Raw genomic sequence first — 16694 nt, 5'->3', positions numbered from 1 at the left:
TCAGAATGCTTCTGAAAATGATTTGCAAATTCAACGACTTGCCCTCGATCCGCGGAGCGGTTATGGGCAATATCGACCAATCGGAAATCGCTATTGTGAGCATCACTGCAAACCGAACGCTGGCCATTGCCGCCGCGAGCCTTGTCGTCGGCCTGGTGGTGCTGGGGCTGAAATTCCTCGCCTGGAATATCACCGGCTCGATCGCGCTCTATTCGGACGCGCTGGAATCGATCGTCAATGTGGTGACCGCCATCGTGGCGCTGATCGCGGTGCGGCTGGCGCAGAAGCCGGCCGACGCCGCCCTGCCCTATGGCTATCACAAGGCCGAATATTTCTCGGCGGTGATTGTCGGCGTGATGATCATCGTCGCCGCCATCCTGATTTTCCGCGAGGCGGTGCTCGGCGTGCTGAGCCCGGCGCTTCCCGAGGCCCCGGTGCAGGGGCTGGTGGTGAGCGCGGTGGCCACGGCGATCAATGCGGTGTGGGCTTTTGTGCTGATGCGGCATGGCCGCAAGGTGCGTTCGCCGGCGCTCGAAGCCGATGGCAAGCATTTGCTGACCGACGTGGTGTCGACCATCGGCGTGCTGGTCGGGCTGGCGCTGGTGTTTATCACCGGCTGGGCGGTGCTCGATGCGCTGCTGGCCGGGCTGGTGGCGCTCAACATCCTGTGGTCGGGCTGGGGCGTCATCCGCTCCAGCGTCGGCGGACTGATGGACGTCGCCGTGCCGGTCGACACCCAGAAAACCATCCGCGAGGTCATCGCCACCAATGCCGATGGCGCCATCGAAGCGCATGACATCCGCACCCGACAGGCCGGCAAGCTGGTGTTCATCGATTTCCATCTGGTGGTGCCCGGCGCCATGAGCGTCGACGCGGCGCATAGCATTTGCGACCAGATCGAAGCCAAATTGCGCGAAACAGTGGAAGACGTGCAGATCACCATCCATGTCGAGCCCGAGAACAAAGCCAAGCATGCCGGCATCGTGGTGGTGTGAGCCGGGGCTTGCACCAACGCCCCGCCGCTGGCAGATTCCCGCCATGCGCATTCTCCTCACCCTGCTCCTCGCTTTGTTCACCACCCCCGCTTTTGCCCAGGGCTGGGATCACTACGACAATCCCCGCTTCGGCTATGGCGTCGACATTCCGCCGGGCTTTACCGGCAGCGATCTCAGCGACAATGGCGATGGACAGGGCTTTCAGAAGCTCGACGCAGCGGCGGGCCTCGTGGTCTGGGGCGGCTATTTTCTCGATGATTTCGAGACCGAGGTGAGTGCGGCGACGGCCGAAGCGGAAGCTGACGCCTGGAATATCACCGGCCAGACCACCACGCCGCGCTGGGCCGAATTCTCCGCCCTCAAAGGCATCCGCATCCTGCACCAGCGCATGGTCATGCTCTGCGATGGGTCCAGCTATGCCGCGTTCCGGGTAGAATATTCGGTGCGGGATTCCGCCGAGATGGAAACCGACATCAACCGCCTGACGCGGTCATTGCGCGGTGATGGCTGCTAGGGCTTGCCGAAGACACCCCGCATGCACAATGCGCCCCCTCCCCCTTGAGGGGAGGGCCGGGGTGGGGGTCGTTTCGTGGCCAACTGGACGACCCCCTCCCTCATTCCCTCCCCTCAGGGGGGAGGGAGGCGAAAGAACCGATACACTCAGTTCGACTCCAGATCGCCGGTCCAAGGAGCGAAGCTCCCCTAAAACTCAATCCCCGCCTGCGCCTTAACCCCGGCGCGGAAATGATGCTTGATCTCGGTCATTTCCGTCACCAGATCGGCGATCTCGATCAGCTCATCCTTGGCATTGCGCCCGGTGACGATCACATGCGTATCCACCGGCTTGTTGCGCAGAAACTCGACCACTTCCTCAATCGGCAGATAGTCATAGCGCAGCACGATGTTCAGCTCATCGAGCAGCACCAGCTTGTTGCTCGGATCGTTGATCAACACCTTGGCCTGTTCCCAGGCCTTGCGGGCGGCGGCCAGGTCGCGCTGCCGGTCGGCCACGTCCCAGGTAAAGCCCTCGCCCATGGCGTTGATGGTCACCAGCTCGGGGAACTTCATCAGCACGTCGCGCTCGCCGGTTTCCCAGACGCCCTTGACGAACTGCACCACACCCACCTTGAAGCCATGCCCCAGCGCCCGGAACACCATGCCGAAAGCGGCGGTGGATTTGCCCTTGCCCTTGCCGGTATGGACAATCAGCAGCCCCTTTTCCTGGGTCTTGGTCGCCAGAATTTTGTTCCGCGCCTCGCGCTTCTTCTTCATCTTTTCGGCGTGATAGGCGTCGCGCTCGGCTTCGCTCATCAGGTCGGTTTTCTTGACGGGCTTATCGGTCATCTGGAATCCTCCAAAAAGGCAAAGGCGGAATTGGAACGCGGCGTCCACAGCCCGCGCTGGCGGGCCTCGTTGAACTTGGCGAGCAGTTCGTCATAGCCATGGGCGTTGCTGGCGCGGATAAACTCGCGCACCGCGTCACTTTCGACAAACGCCTCAAAAGCCAGATCGAAATGATGCGTCTTTACCGCGCCGGTGGTGGCGGCATAGGCGAACATGAAATCCACCGTGGCGATGATTTCAAACGCGCCGCGATAGCCATGCCGCATCATGCCGGCGATCCATTTCGGATTGACCACCCGCGAGCGCATCACGTGGGAGATTTCCTCTTCCAGCGTGCGGATCACCGGCCGCTCGGGACGGGAATGATCATTGTGATAGGCGGCGGGTTTGACCCCGCTCAGTGTTTCGGCGGCGGCGGAAAGCCCACCCTCGAACTGGTAATAATTATCGCTGTCGAGCAGGTCATGCTCGCGATTATCCTGATTGTGGATCACCGCATCGATATCGCCGAGCCGTGCGGCAAAGCGCTCGCGCTGCGGCGTGCCGTCGGCCTGTGCGCCATAGGCATATTGCCCCCAATCCAGCGCCCGCTGGGCGAGATCGGCCTTGCTGGTCCAACTGCCGGAATCGATCAGCGCATTGAGCCCGGCCCCATAGGTGCCCGGCTTGGAGCCAAAAATCCGGTGTCCGGCAGCGAGCCCGGCGTCACCTTCGGACTGCCCCTCGGCCATCAGCCCCAGCGCATCACTGCGCATGCGGGCGGCGATGGGATTATCATCAGTCGGCTCGTCCAGGGCGCCGATCGCCCGAATGGCACGATCCACCAGCGCAATCTGCGCCGGAAACGCATCGCGGAAAAACCCCGAAATCCGCAAGGTGACGTCCACCCGCGGCCGCCCCAGCTTGGCCAGCGGAATGATCTCATAGCCAGACACCCGTAGCGAACCCGGGTCCCAGGTTGGCCGCGCGCCGACCAATGCCAGCGCCTGCGCGATATCATCGCCGCCCGTCCGCATATTGGCGGTGCCCCACACCGACAGCGCCACCGCGCGCAGATGATGGCCATGATCCTGCAAATGCCGCAGCACCAGACTTTCGGCAGATTTCTGCCCCAGCTCCCAAGCCGTCGGCGTCGGCACCGCCCGCGAGTCGATGGAGTAAAAATTCCGCCCCGTCGGCAACACATCCAACCGCCCGCGCGACGGCGCCCCCGACGGCCCCGGCGCAATGAACTTGCCATCGAGCCCATCCAGCAACGCTGCCAGCTCCGCCGGCCCCGACGCAGCCAGACGCGGCCGGATAGTGCTTTCCACCGTCTCCAGCACCGCCTTGGTAGCAGCCCAATCCTCGGGCACGGCTCGGCCATCGACCAGCTCCGCCGCCAGATTTTCCAGCAGTTCCACCACATCGCCCAGCGTGCGCAGAGAACCCGCGCCAGCCACGTCTGGCCCCACCCACGGAGTGCCGAGCTTGACCATCAACGGATCAAACCCCAGCTTGAGATCATCCGCCAACGCCCGGATCAACGACGCTTCACCGGCGATTTCCCCACGCGGCACCCGCGCCAAGGCCACGATCAGATCGCGCTGCAAATCCCCCTGCGGCGACTGCCCGAACACATGCAGCCCATCCCTGATCTGCGCTTCCTTCAGATCACACAGGAAATTATCGATCTTGATCAGCGCCTCGGTCTCATCCTCCGGCAGCCCGATATCCCGATCCAGCCGCGCATCGCGGGTAAAATCCAGAATCCGCCGCTTGAGATCGACCAACCGCCGCCGATCCATCCCCGCCGCCGCGTAATATTCATCGAGCAGCGCCTCAAGGTCCTTGAGCGGCCCATAGGTTTCCGCCCGCGTCAGCGGCGGCACCAGATGATCGATGATCACCGCGCCAGTCCGACGCTTGGCCTGCGTGCCCTCGCCCGGATCATTGACGATGAACGGATAGAGATGCGGCAACTGCCCCCACAGCGCATCCGGATAGCTCGCCGCATCCAGCGCCGTCGCCTTGCCCGGCAGCCATTCCAGCGTCCCATGCTTGCCATTATGGATCAGCGCCTGCGCGCCAAACTCATGCCGCAACCACAGATACGCCGCCAAATAAGCATGCGGCGGCACCAGCACTGGGTCGTGATAGCTGAGCGTTTCATCCAGCTGATAGCCCCGACCGGGCTGGAGCAGGATGGCCACATTGCCAAAGATCAGCGCCGGGAGGTGGAAACTGTCTAGGCGCAGGAAGGGGTCGGTCGTTGGTGCGCCCCAACGCGCCGTCACCGCCGACTGGATGGCGTCAGGCAACTGAGCAAACAACTCACCATACCGCCCAAGACTCAACCGCGCCGCAGACGAACCCCGCCCCGGCTCAGCATTGGTCGGCCCGGCTTGCAGGGCGGCGATGAGATCGGCAGCGGTCAGTGCACCGGACAGGTCCAGCGTGTAACCCGCCGCCGCCAGCGTCTGCAAAATCGCCACCGTCGACGCCGGCGCATCATAGCCAACGCCATTGGCCAATCGTCCATCGCGCAGCGGATAATTCGCCAACACCAACGCAATCCGCCGCTCACCGCGTGGCGTTGCCCGCAACCTTGCCCAGTTCGCCGCCAGCGACACCGCCCGCTCAATCCCCGACGCATCCGGCGTATAAGCCGTCAACGGCACCTGGCAGCGTTCGTGCCAAACCGCGTCGGCCTTGTGCCCAACGATCAATCCGCCGATCCGCCCATCCACCTCAGGCATGACCAGGAACATCGCCATGTCCTTGGAACTCAGCCCTTGGATGTCAGCCTGCCATTGCGCTTCCGAGCGGCCGGTCTGAATCAGTTGCAGTACCGGGGCGTCGCTGGTCGAAAACGGATTGGCCTTGGCGTCGAGCCCATCAATGCCCAGCGCAAAGCCGGTGAGGTTGAACACCGCCGCCGGCGGAAAGGCGCTCAGCGCATTCTGCACGAAGCGAACGCAGGCCGCTTCCTTGAGCGAGGAGACCAATAGCGGCACCGGGGCCAGCCCTCGCGCTTCGAGCGCCGCAATGATCGCGGCGATGGTCGCCGTGCCGGCGCCTTCCAGCGCAGCGCGATAGAACAGAATAGGGATATGGGGCGCGTCTGGAACGGTTGGATGCAGCGCGCGCAAGCCAGCTTCGTCGGTCATGCCGAGCGCAGGATGCCAAAGGCCGAAGCGAGCGAAGGGCTGCGGCGTCAGCTCAGTCAGAAAACCACCAGAAAACTGCAAGCTTGCTGCCAGCGGCTGCTGGCTCGCGCCTAGGGTGTTGAACGCCGCCAAAATCGTCTCGGCATTGTCGGGGCCGCCGGCAACGAACAGGGAATGCAGGCGCATCCAGTCGTCAGGATGGACGCTGGAGCGCGCTTGCAGGATCGGATCGGGGTTGGCGTCGCCGGGCAGCAAAACCAGCGGAATCTTGCGGTTGCTGCACAATGCCGTCAGCTCGTCGACGCCATATTGGAAATAGGCCGCGCCGCCGATCAGCCGCAGCACGACCAGTTTGGCATGCGCAACAGTCTGCTCCAGCCATAGATCGACCGACAGATTATTGGACAGGCGCAGCGTGTTGGCGAGGCGCATTTCACCCTCCCCCGCCCGGTCGGCAGCGCCGGCCAGCATGGCCAATTCGCTGTCGGCCGAGGAGGCAAACACCAGCGCGCCGGGGCGCTGGGCGAGGTCGATGGCCTCGCCTTCCTGCTGGATGGCCCCGGCCTGGGCGGAGAGTAAGTGCATGTTGCGTCAGGCCTTTTTATCTCAGGCCGCGACGGCAGCGGCCTGATTGAGGCTGGCCGTGATGGCAGCCCGGTCGAGCGGTTGCTCACCGATCACCACCAGCGCGGTGTCGCGCACTTCGCCGTCTTTCCACGGGCGGTCGAAATAGGCGGTAACGCGCGGGCCGACGGCCTGGATCGCCAGACGGGCAGCGGCGCCGGGAATGGCGGCAAAGCCCTTGAGGCGCAGCACGTCATGCTCGCGGATGGTCTTTTCGATCACCGCCAGCAATTCGTCCTTGCCGCTAACCGATTGCAGGCGAATGGAAAAACTGTCGAAATCGTCATGCTCGTGGGTTTCCCCGCCATGCTCCAGCTCGTGGTGGCTGGGGCGATTGGCAATGTCGTCCTCGCTGCCCATGCCCATGCCGAGCAGCGCCGCGATATCGACATGACCGTTGCGGGCATGCAGCAGGCCGACGCCGGGGCGCAGTTCGGCGCGCAGATTGGCTTCCACCTTGGCCAGCGTTTCCGCATCGACCAGATCGGTCTTGTTGAGGATCACCAGATCGGCGACCGAGAGCTGGTCCTCGAACAATTCGCCCAGCGGGGTTTCGTGGTCGAGCATCTCGTCCTGCCGGCGCAGCACGTCGATGGCGGCTTCGTCGGAGGCGAAACGCCCTTCGGCCAGCGCCGAGGCGTCGGCGACGGTGACGATGCCGTCAATGGTGACCTGGGCCTTGATTTCCGGCCAGTTGAAGGCGCGGATCAGCGGCTGGGGCAAAGCCAGACCAGAGGTTTCGATGACGATGTGATCGAACTTGTCCGGGCGGGCGAGCAGCGCCTGCATGGTGGGAATGAACTCATCGGCCACGGTGCAGCAGATGCAGCCATTGGACAGTTCCACCATATCCTCTTCGCGGCAGGTGTCGTCGCCGCAACCGGCAAGGATGTCCTTGTCGACACCGAGATCACCGAATTCATTGATGATCAGGGCGATGCGCTTGCCCTTGGGGGCGTGGGCCAGCAGGTGGCGGACGAGGGTGGTTTTGCCGGCGCCGAGGAAGCCGGTGATGACGGTGGTGGGGATTTTGGTGGTCATGCGCGGGCTCCAACCAGATTAGTGCTGCGAGCAGCGAAAACATCATTGAGCTTGCCGAACACCGTGGTCAGCACCAGCCAGAACACCAGCGAGGTGCCCAAAGTGATGGCGGCAAATTCGGTGGCGAGATGGGCGGGGACGGCGCTCGGCTCATCGGGACCGACGGGCGCGCCGATGATGTGGGGGATGACGACCAACGCCGCGGCAACGGCAAAAGCCCAGCCGGCGCGGGTCTTGGCCAGCAGCAGGCACGCCGCGCCGGTGGCCAGCGCCGTGCCGGCCCACCAGAGCTGGCGGGGGAAGACTTCAGCGGCGGGCATGCCGGGCAATTCGGGGGCGAGGCCATAGGCCGGCGCCAGCGAGAAGGTGATGAAGCCGGCAATGCCCCAGAGGAAGCCGTTGGCGAAGGTGATCGGGATATTGGCGAACATCGAGACGGCGCCGATGACCAGCGCGAAGCCGGCGGCGGCGAGCACCGTGGCGAGCGTGGTGTAAGCGGTGCGCTCAAAGCCGTCCTGCGGCGCCCATTCCTCCACTGCCTCGGCCTCGGCGGCGGCAGCGTCATGGCTGTGTTCTTCGGTGGCGTCGCCGTGGCTATGGCCGCCGTCGCCCTCGAAGGTTTCGGCATGCAGGATCAGCGGGGTGACGCGGAAATGCTGGATCGCGGCCGTCAATAGGCCAGCGGCCAGCGCTGCGAAAATCGCAGCGGCAAACAAATTGCGGATCATGATTATTCTCTCGTGGTCTGCCTTAGTGGCAGGGGAAACCCATGGCGTGGCGGGTGTCGTGGGCGCCGTTATGCAGGCGGAAATCGCCGGCAAAGCCGGTGCCGACCAGCAGGGTCAGACCAAGCATGAGCGCCAGCGAACCGGCAATGAGACGCTGGGAAATCGAGAGCGACTGGAGGCCAGTCGAGGTAGTGGTCGCAGTATTCATGGCAGCACCCTCCGTGCGCGGAATAGTTATTGGGCGTTGAGCCCGGCTCGCGTGTTGGCAGGTCTCCTGGCTTCGCGGTGGAGATAGTGCCCTCGCCTTCCCGGCTTTCGCCAGTGGCATGAGAGGGCACGCACCGCTTACAGTTGCGGGGGCAGCCACGGTTTTGCGCCCTGATGGGTACGTCGCACCGTGTTCCCTTTTCTAGCCTGCCGCCTTGGGCTTCAGGCTGGGTATCCCTCCGGCTCAACGGCCTTCGGGAACCAACACAGGTCTGGTGTGCCACCAAATGGCGCGAAGTGCAACGTCAGGTCGCCGTTGCTAGGAAAACCGCCGCCGGGTCAAGCCCGCGGGGAACCCCTGCGGGCTGATTTGCCGCCCCAAGGCAGCATCGACTCACACTAGAACCCGATCCAACAGGTCTCAGGAGATTGGACACATGAAGCCCATCAAATTCAGCCGCGAGGAAACCAAGGCCATCGTCGCCGAAATCCAGGATTACTTCCGCAACGATCTCGATCAGGACATCGGGGCGATCCCAGCCGAGATGTTGATGGCCTTCTTTGCCGACAAGATGGGCGCCTATTACTACAATCGCGGCGTCTATGATGCGCAGACCGCATTGAAGGACCGCATGGATTCCCTGCATGACGATCTGTACGGGCTTGAGCAACCCACCAAGCATCGACGCTGACCGGCGCTCTCACCACCGCTAAAAAACGCAGGTTGCCGCTTTCGCGACAATGACACAGCGGGTAGTGAAGAGCAGTCGTCTTTAGGAGGAAGCCTTGGGCTTCAACGTCGCCACCCTGGCGCCCATCGGGCTGCTGCTCGCTTCCAACATCTTCATGACCTTTGCCTGGTATGGCCATCTGAAATGGCCAAGTTCGGCGCTGTGGATAGCGGTGCTGATCAGTTGGGGCATCGCGTTTTTCGAATATTGGCTGGCGGTGCCGGCCAACCGGATCGGCGGCGCGGTCTATTCGCCCTCCGAACTCAAGACCATCCAGGAGGTGATTTCCCTCTCGGTCTTCGCCGTGTTCACGGTGTTCTATTTCGGCGAAAAGCTGACGCTGAACCACGGCGTCGGCTTCGTGCTGATCGGGCTGGGGGCGTTTTTCATCTTCAAGGGGCCGTTGAAGTAGGGGCTGTTGATAGCCACTGCCGTAACCACACTCTCGGTGTCACCCCGGCCTCGAGCCGGGGCCCATCCTGAGATCTCAAGATGGGCCCCGGCTCGAGGCCGGGATGACACCGTGGTGGGAGCTCCGAGGATCTACTTCAAGCAATCCACCATATCAGCCGCCAACCCGCGTAGCAGATTGGGGTAAAGCTCCACCCCGGCGTCCAACGCACTGCCCTCTGGATCGAGCGTGCCCGCCTTGGCGGCGCTGCCTTCGGTGATGGCGGCGATGATGCTGGGCGGGAAATTGGGTTCGGCGAAGACGCAGGTGGCGCCCAGTTCGGCGACCCGGGCCTTGAGTTCATCAATCCGCGCGGCGCCGGGCATCACATCCGGCGTCACAGTGACCGAGCCGGCCAGGGTCAGGCCGAAGCGGGTCTCGAAATATTGATAGGCATCGTGAAACACCACGAAAGGGCGGTCGGCGACCGGCGCCAGCGTGGCGGTGAGTTCGGCTTCGAGGGCGTCGAGGCCGGCGATGGTCGTTGCGGCATTGGCGGCATAGGTGCCGGCATTCTCCGGATCGACCTCTGACAGGGTGGCGGCAATCTGGGTGACCATCAGCGCGGCGTTCTGCGGATCGAGCCAGAAATGCATGTCGCCTTCGCCATGTTCCTCATGCGCCTCATGCTCTGCATGCTCATCTTCGTGGTCGCCATGCTCCTCGTGGCTGTGGGCGTCAAATGCGCCGCCTTCGCGCACCGGCAGCAGGGTGATGCCCGGGGCGTCGGCGAGTTCAACGACCGTTGCGCCGCCGGCAAGGGTGACCAGCGCATCGGCGAGAAACATCTCCATGCCGTGGCCGGTCCAGAACACGATATCGGCGGCCTCGAGCGCGCCGGCGTCGGAGGGCTTGAGGGCGTAGCTATGCGGCGAGGCAGCGCCTTTGACGATCAGCGTCGGCTCACCCACGCCTTCCATCACCGATGATACCAGCGAATGCACCGGCTTGATCGAGGCCACCACGCTGGGCGCGGCCCAGGCGCTGGTGGTGAGCAGGGCCGTGGACAGCAGGGCGAGAGGGGCGAGCAATTGCATCAGCGTGACTTTCGGTCTGGGATGTCGTGATATGTTATGTTATTACGTCTTGCCGCGATGTTATGCTATAACGTATTTAGCGCCGTCAAGACCGGTCAGTGCAGATTTTTCGCGACGACCGGCCACGACGACAGACTGCCACCCCGTCCCTCCCCTTGGGGAGGGTGCGACAGAACCGAGACCGCAATGAGCGCAACAGTGCCGCGAGAAACGCTGATCACGCTGACCAATGCCGGGGTAACCAGTGGCGGGCGAACGCTGGTAAGCGGGGTGGATCTGACCATTGCGCGCGGCGAGATCGTGACGCTGATCGGCCCGAACGGCTCCGGCAAATCCACCACCGCCAAGCTGGCGACCGGCGTGCTCAAGCCCAGCATGGGCACGGTGACGCGCCAACCGGGGCTGCGCATCGGCTATGTGCCGCAGAAGCTGAGCATCGACTGGACGCTGCCGCTAACGGTGGAGCGGCTGATGACGCTGACCGGGCAGCATTCGCCCAGCGCTATCGACGCGGCACTGGAAGCCGTAGGCGCGACGCGGCTGCTCAAGGCGGCCGTGCAGGAGCTGTCGGGCGGGGAATTCCAGCGCGTGCTGTTTGCCAGGGCGATGATCCGCAAGCCCGATCTGCTGGTGCTGGACGAGCCGGTGCAGGGGGTGGATTTTTCCGGCGAGGTGGCGCTGTACGAATTGGTGCGGCAGATCCGCGACACGACGCGGAGCGGGATCTTGATGATTTCGCACGACCTGCATGTGGTGATGGCCGAGACCGACACGGTGATCTGCCTCAATGGCCATGTGTGCTGCCGGGGCACGCCCTCGGCGGTGAAGCGCAGCCCCGAATATCTCAAGCTGTTCGGCGAGCGGGCCGCGGGGTCGCTGGCGATCTACCAGCATCATCACGACCATGAGCATGACGCGGATGGGCATATCCACCACGATCATGACCATGCTCACCACGACCATGCGGAGCATGACCATGTTCGGTGATTATTTCTCCCGCGCGCTGATCGCCGGCGTGGGGCTGGCGCTGGTGGCGGGGCCACTGGGCTGCTTCGTCGTGTGGCGGCGCATGGCCTATTTCGGCGACACCATGGCGCATTCGGCGCTGCTCGGGGTGGCGCTGAGCATCATCCTGTCGATGAATATGACGCTGGGCGTGTTCGCCGTGGCGGCCCTGGTGGCGGGGGCGCTGATCGTGCTGCAACGGCAGGCGACATTGTCGACCGATGCGCTGCTCGGCATTCTCAGCCATTCGACGCTGGCCGTGGGGCTGGTGCTGGTGGGGTTCCTCACCAGCGTACGCATTGATCTGATGGGGTTTCTGTTCGGGGATATTCTGGCCGTCTCGGTGGAGGATATCGCCATTATCTATGGCGGCGGGGTGGCCATTCTCGCCATTCTGATCCTGGCCTGGCGGCCGCTGCTGGCTTCCACCGTCAGCGCCGAACTGGCGGAGGCCGAGGGGCTGCGGCCGGAGGCGAGCCGGATGGTGCTGATGATCCTGATGGCCAGCGTCATCGCCATCGCCATGAAGCTGGTCGGCGTGTTGCTGATCACCGCGCTGTTGATCATCCCGGCCGCAACCGCGCGGCGGCTCAGCAGCACGCCGGAAATGATGGCGGTGGTGGCGGCGGTGCTGGGCGCTATCGCCGTAGTCGGCGGGCTGTTCGGCTCGCGGCAATGGGATACCGCATCGGGGCCGTCCATCGTGGTGATGGCCTTGATGTTATTCCTGGTGTCGTTGACGGTACCAGTGACGCTATTGTTCGGCAGGAGGCAAACCCATGGCACATAGTCACGATGTTCCGAGCGATCTGACGCGCAATCAGGGCCTGGTGCTGGGCGCGCTCACCCATTCGGTGGGGCCGCTGAGCGCCTATGACATTCTCGACCGGCTGCGCGGCGATGGGCTGCGCGCGCCGTTGCAGGTCTATCGGGCGCTGGACAAGCTGGTGGAGCGCGGGCTGGCGCATCGGCTGGAATCGCTCAGCGCCTTCGTCGCCTGTGCCGACGCGGATTGCCACCGCAAGGGGCTGATCGCCTTCGCCATCTGTGACGGTTGCGGCAAGGTGGATGAATTCACCGACGCAGTGATCGAGGAACGGCTGGGCGACTGGGCCAATGCCAAGGGCTTCACCGCCGAGCGCACGACGATGGAAATCCGCGGCAAATGCGCGGCGTGTGGCGTGGCGGCCTAGCCTATTCGGCCGACCCAAAACTCAAGAAATGCACCGCCGCCGAGCCGTATTCGCGGCGGTCTTCCAGGGTGAAGCCGGCCGGGATTTCGATCTTGGCGTCGACGCTTTCCTCGAATACCAGCGTGGCGCCAGGGGCGAGCCAGCCATTGGCGGCGATATGCGCCAGTGCCTGTTCGCCCAGGCCCTGACCATAGGGCGGATCGAGAAACACCAGATCGAACTGACCAAAGGTGCCCGGAGTGCCCAACGCGGTGGCGTCGCGGCGCAGCAGCTTGGTGATGCCTCCTGCCCCGAAGGCTTCGATGTGATCGCGGATCAGCCCGCGCGCTTCAGCACCGATATCGACGAAGGTGACATGGCTGGCGCCGCGCGACAGGGCCTCGAAGCCCAGCGCGCCAGTGCCGGCGAACAGGTCGAGCACGCGCACCCCGTCGAATACCGGACCAAGGCGGCTGGCGAGGATGTTGAACATCGATTCGCGGACGCGGTCTGCGGTGGGGCGGATGGAGTCGTCGGCAGGCGAGCTGAGGGCCTTACCGCGAAATTTACCGGCGACGATGCGCATGAAACTCGTCTTTCGAATGCTTGAGACATCACCCCCGGGTCAGGCCCGAGGGTGATGATAGTGGGGAAGCCTAGGCCTTGGGGCGACGCGGACCAGCAGGCCGACCAGCACCACCGGAAGGGCGACCAGCGCCGCCCGAGGGACGACCGGCACCGCCGGACGGGCGACCAGGGCCACCGGCGGGGCGACCGCCTGCAGGCCGGCCAGCACCACCACCGGGCTTGCCGAAGCCGCCAGCGGGACGACCAGCGCCGCCCGCAGGCTTGCCAAAGCCACCCGGCTTGCCGAAGCCGCCGGGGCGCGGGCCCCGAACGGGTGCAGCGCCATCGCGCTTGGGCATGGGCTTGCCATCAGGACGCATGCGCGGCTTGCCATAGGTCTTGGCCTCGGAGCCGAATTCGTCGCGGCCGGGGCGTTCCTGGCGCGGACGTTCACTGCGCTGCGGCGGGCGCTCGCTGCGCTGCTGCGGCCGTTCGCCGTCGGCGCGGAAGCGGGCCGGCTTTTCGGAGAAGTTACGGCCGGGACGCTTGGCCTCGCCCTTGAAGGCAGCGCCGTCGCCGCGTTCACTATCGGGACGCACGCGCGGCGTGAACTCGCGGGGAGCCCCATCAGCCACCGCATCGCTGCGACGCGGACCGCGGGGCGTACCGACGAACTCACGACCCTGCGGCGGCCGGGTGCCACCCTCGGGACGACCAGCACCGTCGCGCGACGGGCGCTCGCCAAACGGCTTCTTGTCACCGTAGGGCTTCTTGTCACCATACGGCTTTTTATCGCCGTAAGGCTTTTTGTCGCCGAAGGATTTCTTGTCACCAAACGGCTTCTTGTCGCCGAAGGATTTCTTTTCGCCAAACGGCTTCTTGCCGCCAGCGGGACGGGGCGCGGCCTTGCCAAAGGTGCTGGCCGACTGGTCTTCACGATCGGGACGTTTCACAACGCGGGTATTGAGTTTAGCCACAAATTCCTCGGAGGCACGGCCCTCTTCATCGTCAAAATGGATCTGGCGGGGCGGTGGTGCATATTCGTCGTCACGCGCTTCTTCGCGCTTGACCATTGGCTTGCGGCTGTCGAAGCGGCCGGGACGGTCCTGCCGGGGGCGTTCGGCGCGGACTTCTTCTTCGGTCTTTTCGGCGCCATCGGTGAAGCGGAAACGCTGACGGGCGATTTCGACGGTATTGGTGCCACGGCCGGTCAGGCGGTCACGGGTCGGCTTGCCGATCAGCGCATTGGCTTCGGCCGGCATCTCGCTGTCGAAATCGACATCAGCGGCATCGGCCAGCTTCTTGCCGAGCTGATCGCGCAGCATCTTGGCCTTGATGGTCTCGACCGCACCCACCGGGATGTCGCCGAGCTGGAACGGGCCGAAGCTGACCCGGATCAGCCGGTTCACGTCGAGGCCCAGCGCGCCCAGCACATTCTTGACTTCGCGGTTCTTGCCTTCGCGCAGCGCCAGCACCAGCCAGACATTGGCGCCCTGCTCGCGCTCCAGCGTGGCTTCGATGGGTCCATAGCGGATGCCATCGATCTCAATGCCGTCCTTGAGCTTGTCCAGTGCCGCCTGTGTGACGGTGCCGTGGGCGCGCACGCGATAGCGGCGCAGCCAGCCGGTGGTCGGCAGTTCGAGGACGCGCTTGAGGCCGCCATCATTGGTCAGCAGCAGCAGGCCTTCGGTGTTGATATCGAGACGGCCAACCGTGACGACGCGCGGCAGGCCATGGGCTTCAAGATGCTCGAAAATGGTCTCGCGACCCTCGGGGTCCTTCTCGGTGACCACGAGGCCGGCAGGCTTATGATACAGCCAGACGCGGGTGCCCTGACGGGCGGCCAGCGGGGCGTCATCGACCATGATCTTGTCACGCTCGGTGACGTTGAAGGCGGGGGTCAGCACTTTTTTGCCGTTGACCACGACGCGGCCCTCGGTGATCCACACCTCGGCATCGCGGCGGGAGCACAGCCCGGAACGGGCAATGACCTTGGCGAGACGGTCGCCGGTGTCGGGTTTGGTAGGGGCAGAGTCGCTCATCGGGCGTACTTTCATGTCATGCGGGACCCATCGGCCTGGGGATCAGGCGGGCGGCGCGAAAAAGGCGAAGCGGCCGGATGATCCGGCCGCTTGTAAAATTTGAACTGGCGCTGGGGTCAGAGCCCGATTTCGGAATCGGTGAGCTTGACGCCCCGACCGCCGAAACTGTCGACGCTGGTGCTCGGACCGGTCTGGCTCGCGCGGATCGCCTTGCGCACCGCCTCGGGGCATTTGGGATCGTTGATCGAGACCAATTCGCCACCGGGGGTCGAGCAGACCAGCTCGGAATTGCCGACGCGGGTGAAATATTCATCGGGCGGCAGATAGAGCGGACGCTTGCTGGTGGTGGACACCGACATATTGGCGGCGCGCATGCGCGCGGTCAGGGTCCGGGCTTCCTGCTCGGTCAGCGGGCGACCGGACAGCGAGCGCAAATCGACCACCTTGGCGTTGCGCAGGCGCTGCATATCGGCCTCGGTGAGATTGGTGGTGTCAATGCGCACCGTGTCGCTATTGACCGGCAGCTGCGCCAGCGCAGCTTCCTTGGCCGGCGCTGGCAGCGCCTGGCCAGAGGCCGGCAGCACCAGTGGCGCGCGCGCGTTGGTGATGTCCGCCTTGGGCGCTTCGCCCGGCAGCAGACCGACGCCGCGCGCCGTGGTTGTCATCACTTCACGCTCGAAGGTGCCGAAATCGGTCAGGGCGTTGCCGCCCTCAACCGTGGTGCACGCGCTCAGAGCCACAGCCAGCACAAGGCCAAGAGCTGCCATACCGGCCCGGCTGAGTGTTTCCAGAGCAGCTTGCTGCCCGGTCAATCCAATACGCATGAAACGTCCTTCGCGATGTCGGCGGCGCTTATAGCGCATTATGCGGCCTAAGACCAGATTCTGGCGGTAACGTGTCGCGGCATTAATTGGCGACCTGACGCGGCCGCCCCAACCCGATGAGATCGGCCAGCAGCAGGATCACCCCAGCCGTGATGGCGATGTCGGCAAGGTTGAAAATATAGAAGGACCAGGTGCCCCAATGCAGGTGGAAAAAATCGGCCACCGCGCCATAGATCAGGCGATCCAGCGCATTGGATAGCGCGCCGCCAATGCATAGCGCCAGCCCAATCCGGACCAGTGCGGAATCGGCCCGCAGCCACCAGATCGACAGCGCCACGATGGCGACGACCATGACCATGCCGAGCACCCAGGCCGGCATGCCATCGAGCAAGCCATAGGAAATCCCGGTATTCCACACCAGCACATAATCGAAGAAATCAGTGACGCGCAGGATTTCGCCACCGCGCCAGCCAGTCATGGCGAACGGCACATAGCTGGTGAACACCTCGACGCACGGCGCAGCGCCAATGGCGATGCAATCCGCCGACACCTGAACCGCCTTGTGGGCGCGGTCGATGCCGAAGGCGAGGATGGCCATGGTCAGGGAGAAATAGACGGTGGGGTTGAAGAAGGATTTCAGATTCATCGGGACTCCCACCACCCCCTCCCAGCCTCCCCCATCAAGGGGGAGGTGGAATGCGGGGGATTTGACTGGATCGAGCCACTATCGCCGAACCGCACCTCCCCCTTGAAGGGGGAGGCTGGGAGGGGGTGGCC

17 protein-coding genes and 1 riboswitch are annotated in these 16694 nt (G+C 64.2%); of the genes, 7 read left to right on the top strand and 10 right to left on the bottom strand.

Going from position 1 to position 16694, the window contains the following annotated elements; all coding sequences use genetic code 11:
* Positions 1-95 precede the first annotated feature (95 nt).
* Entirely contained in the window at positions 96-995 is a 900-nt protein-coding gene (locus ACX3OZ_RS04615) for a cation diffusion facilitator family transporter (protein WP_459103924.1), read from the top strand.
* 43 nt (positions 996-1038) lie between these two features.
* Positions 1039-1509 carry a hypothetical protein gene (locus ACX3OZ_RS04610; protein WP_459103923.1) on the top strand — a complete coding sequence of 157 codons (471 nt, stop codon included), beginning with the start codon at positions 1039-1041 and terminating at the stop codon, positions 1507-1509.
* 188 nt (positions 1510-1697) lie between these two features.
* Here the strand turns inward: ACX3OZ_RS04610 and cobO are convergent, their stop codons facing one another.
* Genes cobO through ACX3OZ_RS04585 form a run of 5 tightly spaced genes read right to left on the bottom strand, consistent with a single transcriptional unit; the run spans position 1698 to position 8089 of the window.
* Entirely contained in the window at positions 1698-2339 is a 642-nt protein-coding gene (cobO, locus tag ACX3OZ_RS04605; protein WP_459096606.1) for a cob(I)yrinic acid a,c-diamide adenosyltransferase, read from the bottom strand.
* Positions 2336-6073, bottom strand: a complete 3738-nt coding sequence (gene cobN, locus ACX3OZ_RS04600) for a cobaltochelatase subunit CobN (RefSeq protein ID WP_459103922.1) — start codon at positions 6071-6073, stop codon at positions 2336-2338. The genes cobO and cobN overlap by 4 nt, the downstream gene beginning before the upstream one ends.
* Before the next feature lie 21 nt (positions 6074-6094).
* On the bottom strand, positions 6095-7153 hold the full coding sequence (cobW, locus tag ACX3OZ_RS04595) for a cobalamin biosynthesis protein CobW (protein ID WP_459103921.1): 1059 nt from the start codon (positions 7151-7153) through the stop codon (positions 6095-6097).
* Positions 7150-7881: a CbtA family protein gene (locus ACX3OZ_RS04590; RefSeq protein ID WP_459103920.1), complete on the bottom strand. Its 732-nt coding sequence runs from the start codon at positions 7879-7881 to the stop codon at positions 7150-7152. The genes cobW and ACX3OZ_RS04590 overlap by 4 nt, the downstream gene beginning before the upstream one ends.
* Positions 7882-7903: 22 nt before the next feature.
* Positions 7904-8089 carry a CbtB domain-containing protein gene (locus ACX3OZ_RS04585; RefSeq protein WP_459096602.1) on the bottom strand — a complete coding sequence of 62 codons (186 nt, stop codon included), beginning with the start codon at positions 8087-8089 and terminating at the stop codon, positions 7904-7906.
* 39 nt (positions 8090-8128) lie between these two features.
* Positions 8129-8369, bottom strand: a riboswitch (cobalamin riboswitch).
* A 156-nt stretch (positions 8370-8525) separates the two neighbouring features.
* On the opposite strand from ACX3OZ_RS04585, the gene ACX3OZ_RS04580 reads away from it, so the two are divergent.
* Positions 8526-8780, top strand: a complete 255-nt coding sequence (locus tag ACX3OZ_RS04580) for a DUF2164 domain-containing protein (RefSeq protein WP_459096601.1) — start codon at positions 8526-8528, stop codon at positions 8778-8780.
* 94 nt (positions 8781-8874) lie between these two features.
* The gene (locus ACX3OZ_RS04575; protein ID WP_459096600.1) at positions 8875-9231 is read left to right on the top strand and encodes a DMT family protein; all 357 of its coding nucleotides are present in this window, start codon (positions 8875-8877) and stop codon (positions 9229-9231) included.
* A 131-nt stretch (positions 9232-9362) separates the two neighbouring features.
* Here the strand turns inward: ACX3OZ_RS04575 and ACX3OZ_RS04570 are convergent, their stop codons facing one another.
* Positions 9363-10307 carry a zinc ABC transporter substrate-binding protein gene (locus ACX3OZ_RS04570; protein ID WP_459103919.1) on the bottom strand — a complete coding sequence of 315 codons (945 nt, stop codon included), beginning with the start codon at positions 10305-10307 and terminating at the stop codon, positions 9363-9365.
* A gap of 186 nt (positions 10308-10493) precedes the next feature.
* On the opposite strand from ACX3OZ_RS04570, the gene znuC reads away from it, so the two are divergent.
* From znuC to ACX3OZ_RS04555, 3 genes are read left to right on the top strand one after another with little or no spacing between them, the layout of a single operon-like run.
* On the top strand, positions 10494-11294 hold the full coding sequence (gene znuC, locus ACX3OZ_RS04565) for a zinc ABC transporter ATP-binding protein ZnuC (protein ID WP_459096598.1): 801 nt from the start codon (positions 10494-10496) through the stop codon (positions 11292-11294).
* Positions 11284-12102 carry a metal ABC transporter permease gene (locus ACX3OZ_RS04560; protein ID WP_459096733.1) on the top strand — a complete coding sequence of 273 codons (819 nt, stop codon included), beginning with the start codon at positions 11284-11286 and terminating at the stop codon, positions 12100-12102. Before znuC ends, ACX3OZ_RS04560 begins: the two co-directional genes overlap by 11 nt.
* Positions 12092-12505: a Fur family transcriptional regulator gene (locus tag ACX3OZ_RS04555; protein WP_459096597.1), complete on the top strand. Its 414-nt coding sequence runs from the start codon at positions 12092-12094 to the stop codon at positions 12503-12505. The genes ACX3OZ_RS04560 and ACX3OZ_RS04555 overlap by 11 nt, the downstream gene beginning before the upstream one ends.
* A gap of 1 nt (position 12506) precedes the next feature.
* Here the strand turns inward: ACX3OZ_RS04555 and rsmD are convergent, their stop codons facing one another.
* From rsmD to lspA, 4 genes are all read right to left on the bottom strand, one after another.
* On the bottom strand, positions 12507-13070 hold the full coding sequence (rsmD, locus tag ACX3OZ_RS04550; protein WP_459096596.1) for a 16S rRNA (guanine(966)-N(2))-methyltransferase RsmD: 564 nt from the start codon (positions 13068-13070) through the stop codon (positions 12507-12509).
* A gap of 70 nt (positions 13071-13140) precedes the next feature.
* Positions 13141-15093: a pseudouridine synthase gene (locus ACX3OZ_RS04545; protein WP_459096595.1), complete on the bottom strand. Its 1953-nt coding sequence runs from the start codon at positions 15091-15093 to the stop codon at positions 13141-13143.
* 116 nt (positions 15094-15209) lie between these two features.
* Positions 15210-15917 carry a hypothetical protein gene (locus ACX3OZ_RS04540; protein ID WP_459096594.1) on the bottom strand — a complete coding sequence of 236 codons (708 nt, stop codon included), beginning with the start codon at positions 15915-15917 and terminating at the stop codon, positions 15210-15212.
* Positions 15918-15999: 82 nt separating this feature from the next.
* Positions 16000-16563 carry a signal peptidase II gene (gene lspA / locus ACX3OZ_RS04535; protein ID WP_459096593.1) on the bottom strand — a complete coding sequence of 188 codons (564 nt, stop codon included), beginning with the start codon at positions 16561-16563 and terminating at the stop codon, positions 16000-16002.
* Between the last annotated feature and the right edge of the window lie 131 nt (positions 16564-16694).

The sequence above is a fragment of the Devosia sp. A369 genome (genome assembly GCF_054489345.1).
The sequence above is the reverse complement of the archived record's forward strand: the minus strand, read 5'-3'. Positions and strand labels throughout refer to the sequence as shown.

Bases quoted from the DNA above. Each gene is read 5' to 3' on its own strand.
- cobW (WP_459103921.1), bottom strand. From the start codon at position 7,153: ATGACCACCAAAATCCCCACCACCGTCATCACCGGCTTCCTCGGCGCC.
- cobO (WP_459096606.1), bottom strand. From the start codon at position 2,339: ATGACCGATAAGCCCGTCAAGAAAACCGACCTGATGAGCGAAGCCGAG.
- znuC (WP_459096598.1), top strand. From the start codon at position 10,494: ATGAGCGCAACAGTGCCGCGAGAAACGCTGATCACGCTGACCAATGCC.
- rsmD (WP_459096596.1), bottom strand. From the start codon at position 13,070: ATGCGCATCGTCGCCGGTAAATTTCGCGGTAAGGCCCTCAGCTCGCCT.
- cobN (WP_459103922.1), bottom strand. From the start codon at position 6,073: ATGCACTTACTCTCCGCCCAGGCCGGGGCCATCCAGCAGGAAGGCGAG.
- ACX3OZ_RS04560 (WP_459096733.1), top strand. From the start codon at position 11,284: ATGTTCGGTGATTATTTCTCCCGCGCGCTGATCGCCGGCGTGGGGCTG.
- ACX3OZ_RS04540 (WP_459096594.1), bottom strand. From the start codon at position 15,917: ATGCGTATTGGATTGACCGGGCAGCAAGCTGCTCTGGAAACACTCAGC.
- lspA (WP_459096593.1), bottom strand. From the start codon at position 16,563: ATGAATCTGAAATCCTTCTTCAACCCCACCGTCTATTTCTCCCTGACC.
- ACX3OZ_RS04570 (WP_459103919.1), bottom strand. From the start codon at position 10,307: ATGCAATTGCTCGCCCCTCTCGCCCTGCTGTCCACGGCCCTGCTCACC.
- ACX3OZ_RS04610 (WP_459103923.1), top strand. From the start codon at position 1,039: ATGCGCATTCTCCTCACCCTGCTCCTCGCTTTGTTCACCACCCCCGCT.
- ACX3OZ_RS04545 (WP_459096595.1), bottom strand. From the start codon at position 15,093: ATGAGCGACTCTGCCCCTACCAAACCCGACACCGGCGACCGTCTCGCC.
- ACX3OZ_RS04580 (WP_459096601.1), top strand. From the start codon at position 8,526: ATGAAGCCCATCAAATTCAGCCGCGAGGAAACCAAGGCCATCGTCGCC.
- ACX3OZ_RS04585 (WP_459096602.1), bottom strand. From the start codon at position 8,089: ATGAATACTGCGACCACTACCTCGACTGGCCTCCAGTCGCTCTCGATT.
- ACX3OZ_RS04590 (WP_459103920.1), bottom strand. From the start codon at position 7,881: ATGATCCGCAATTTGTTTGCCGCTGCGATTTTCGCAGCGCTGGCCGCT.
- ACX3OZ_RS04555 (WP_459096597.1), top strand. From the start codon at position 12,092: ATGGCACATAGTCACGATGTTCCGAGCGATCTGACGCGCAATCAGGGC.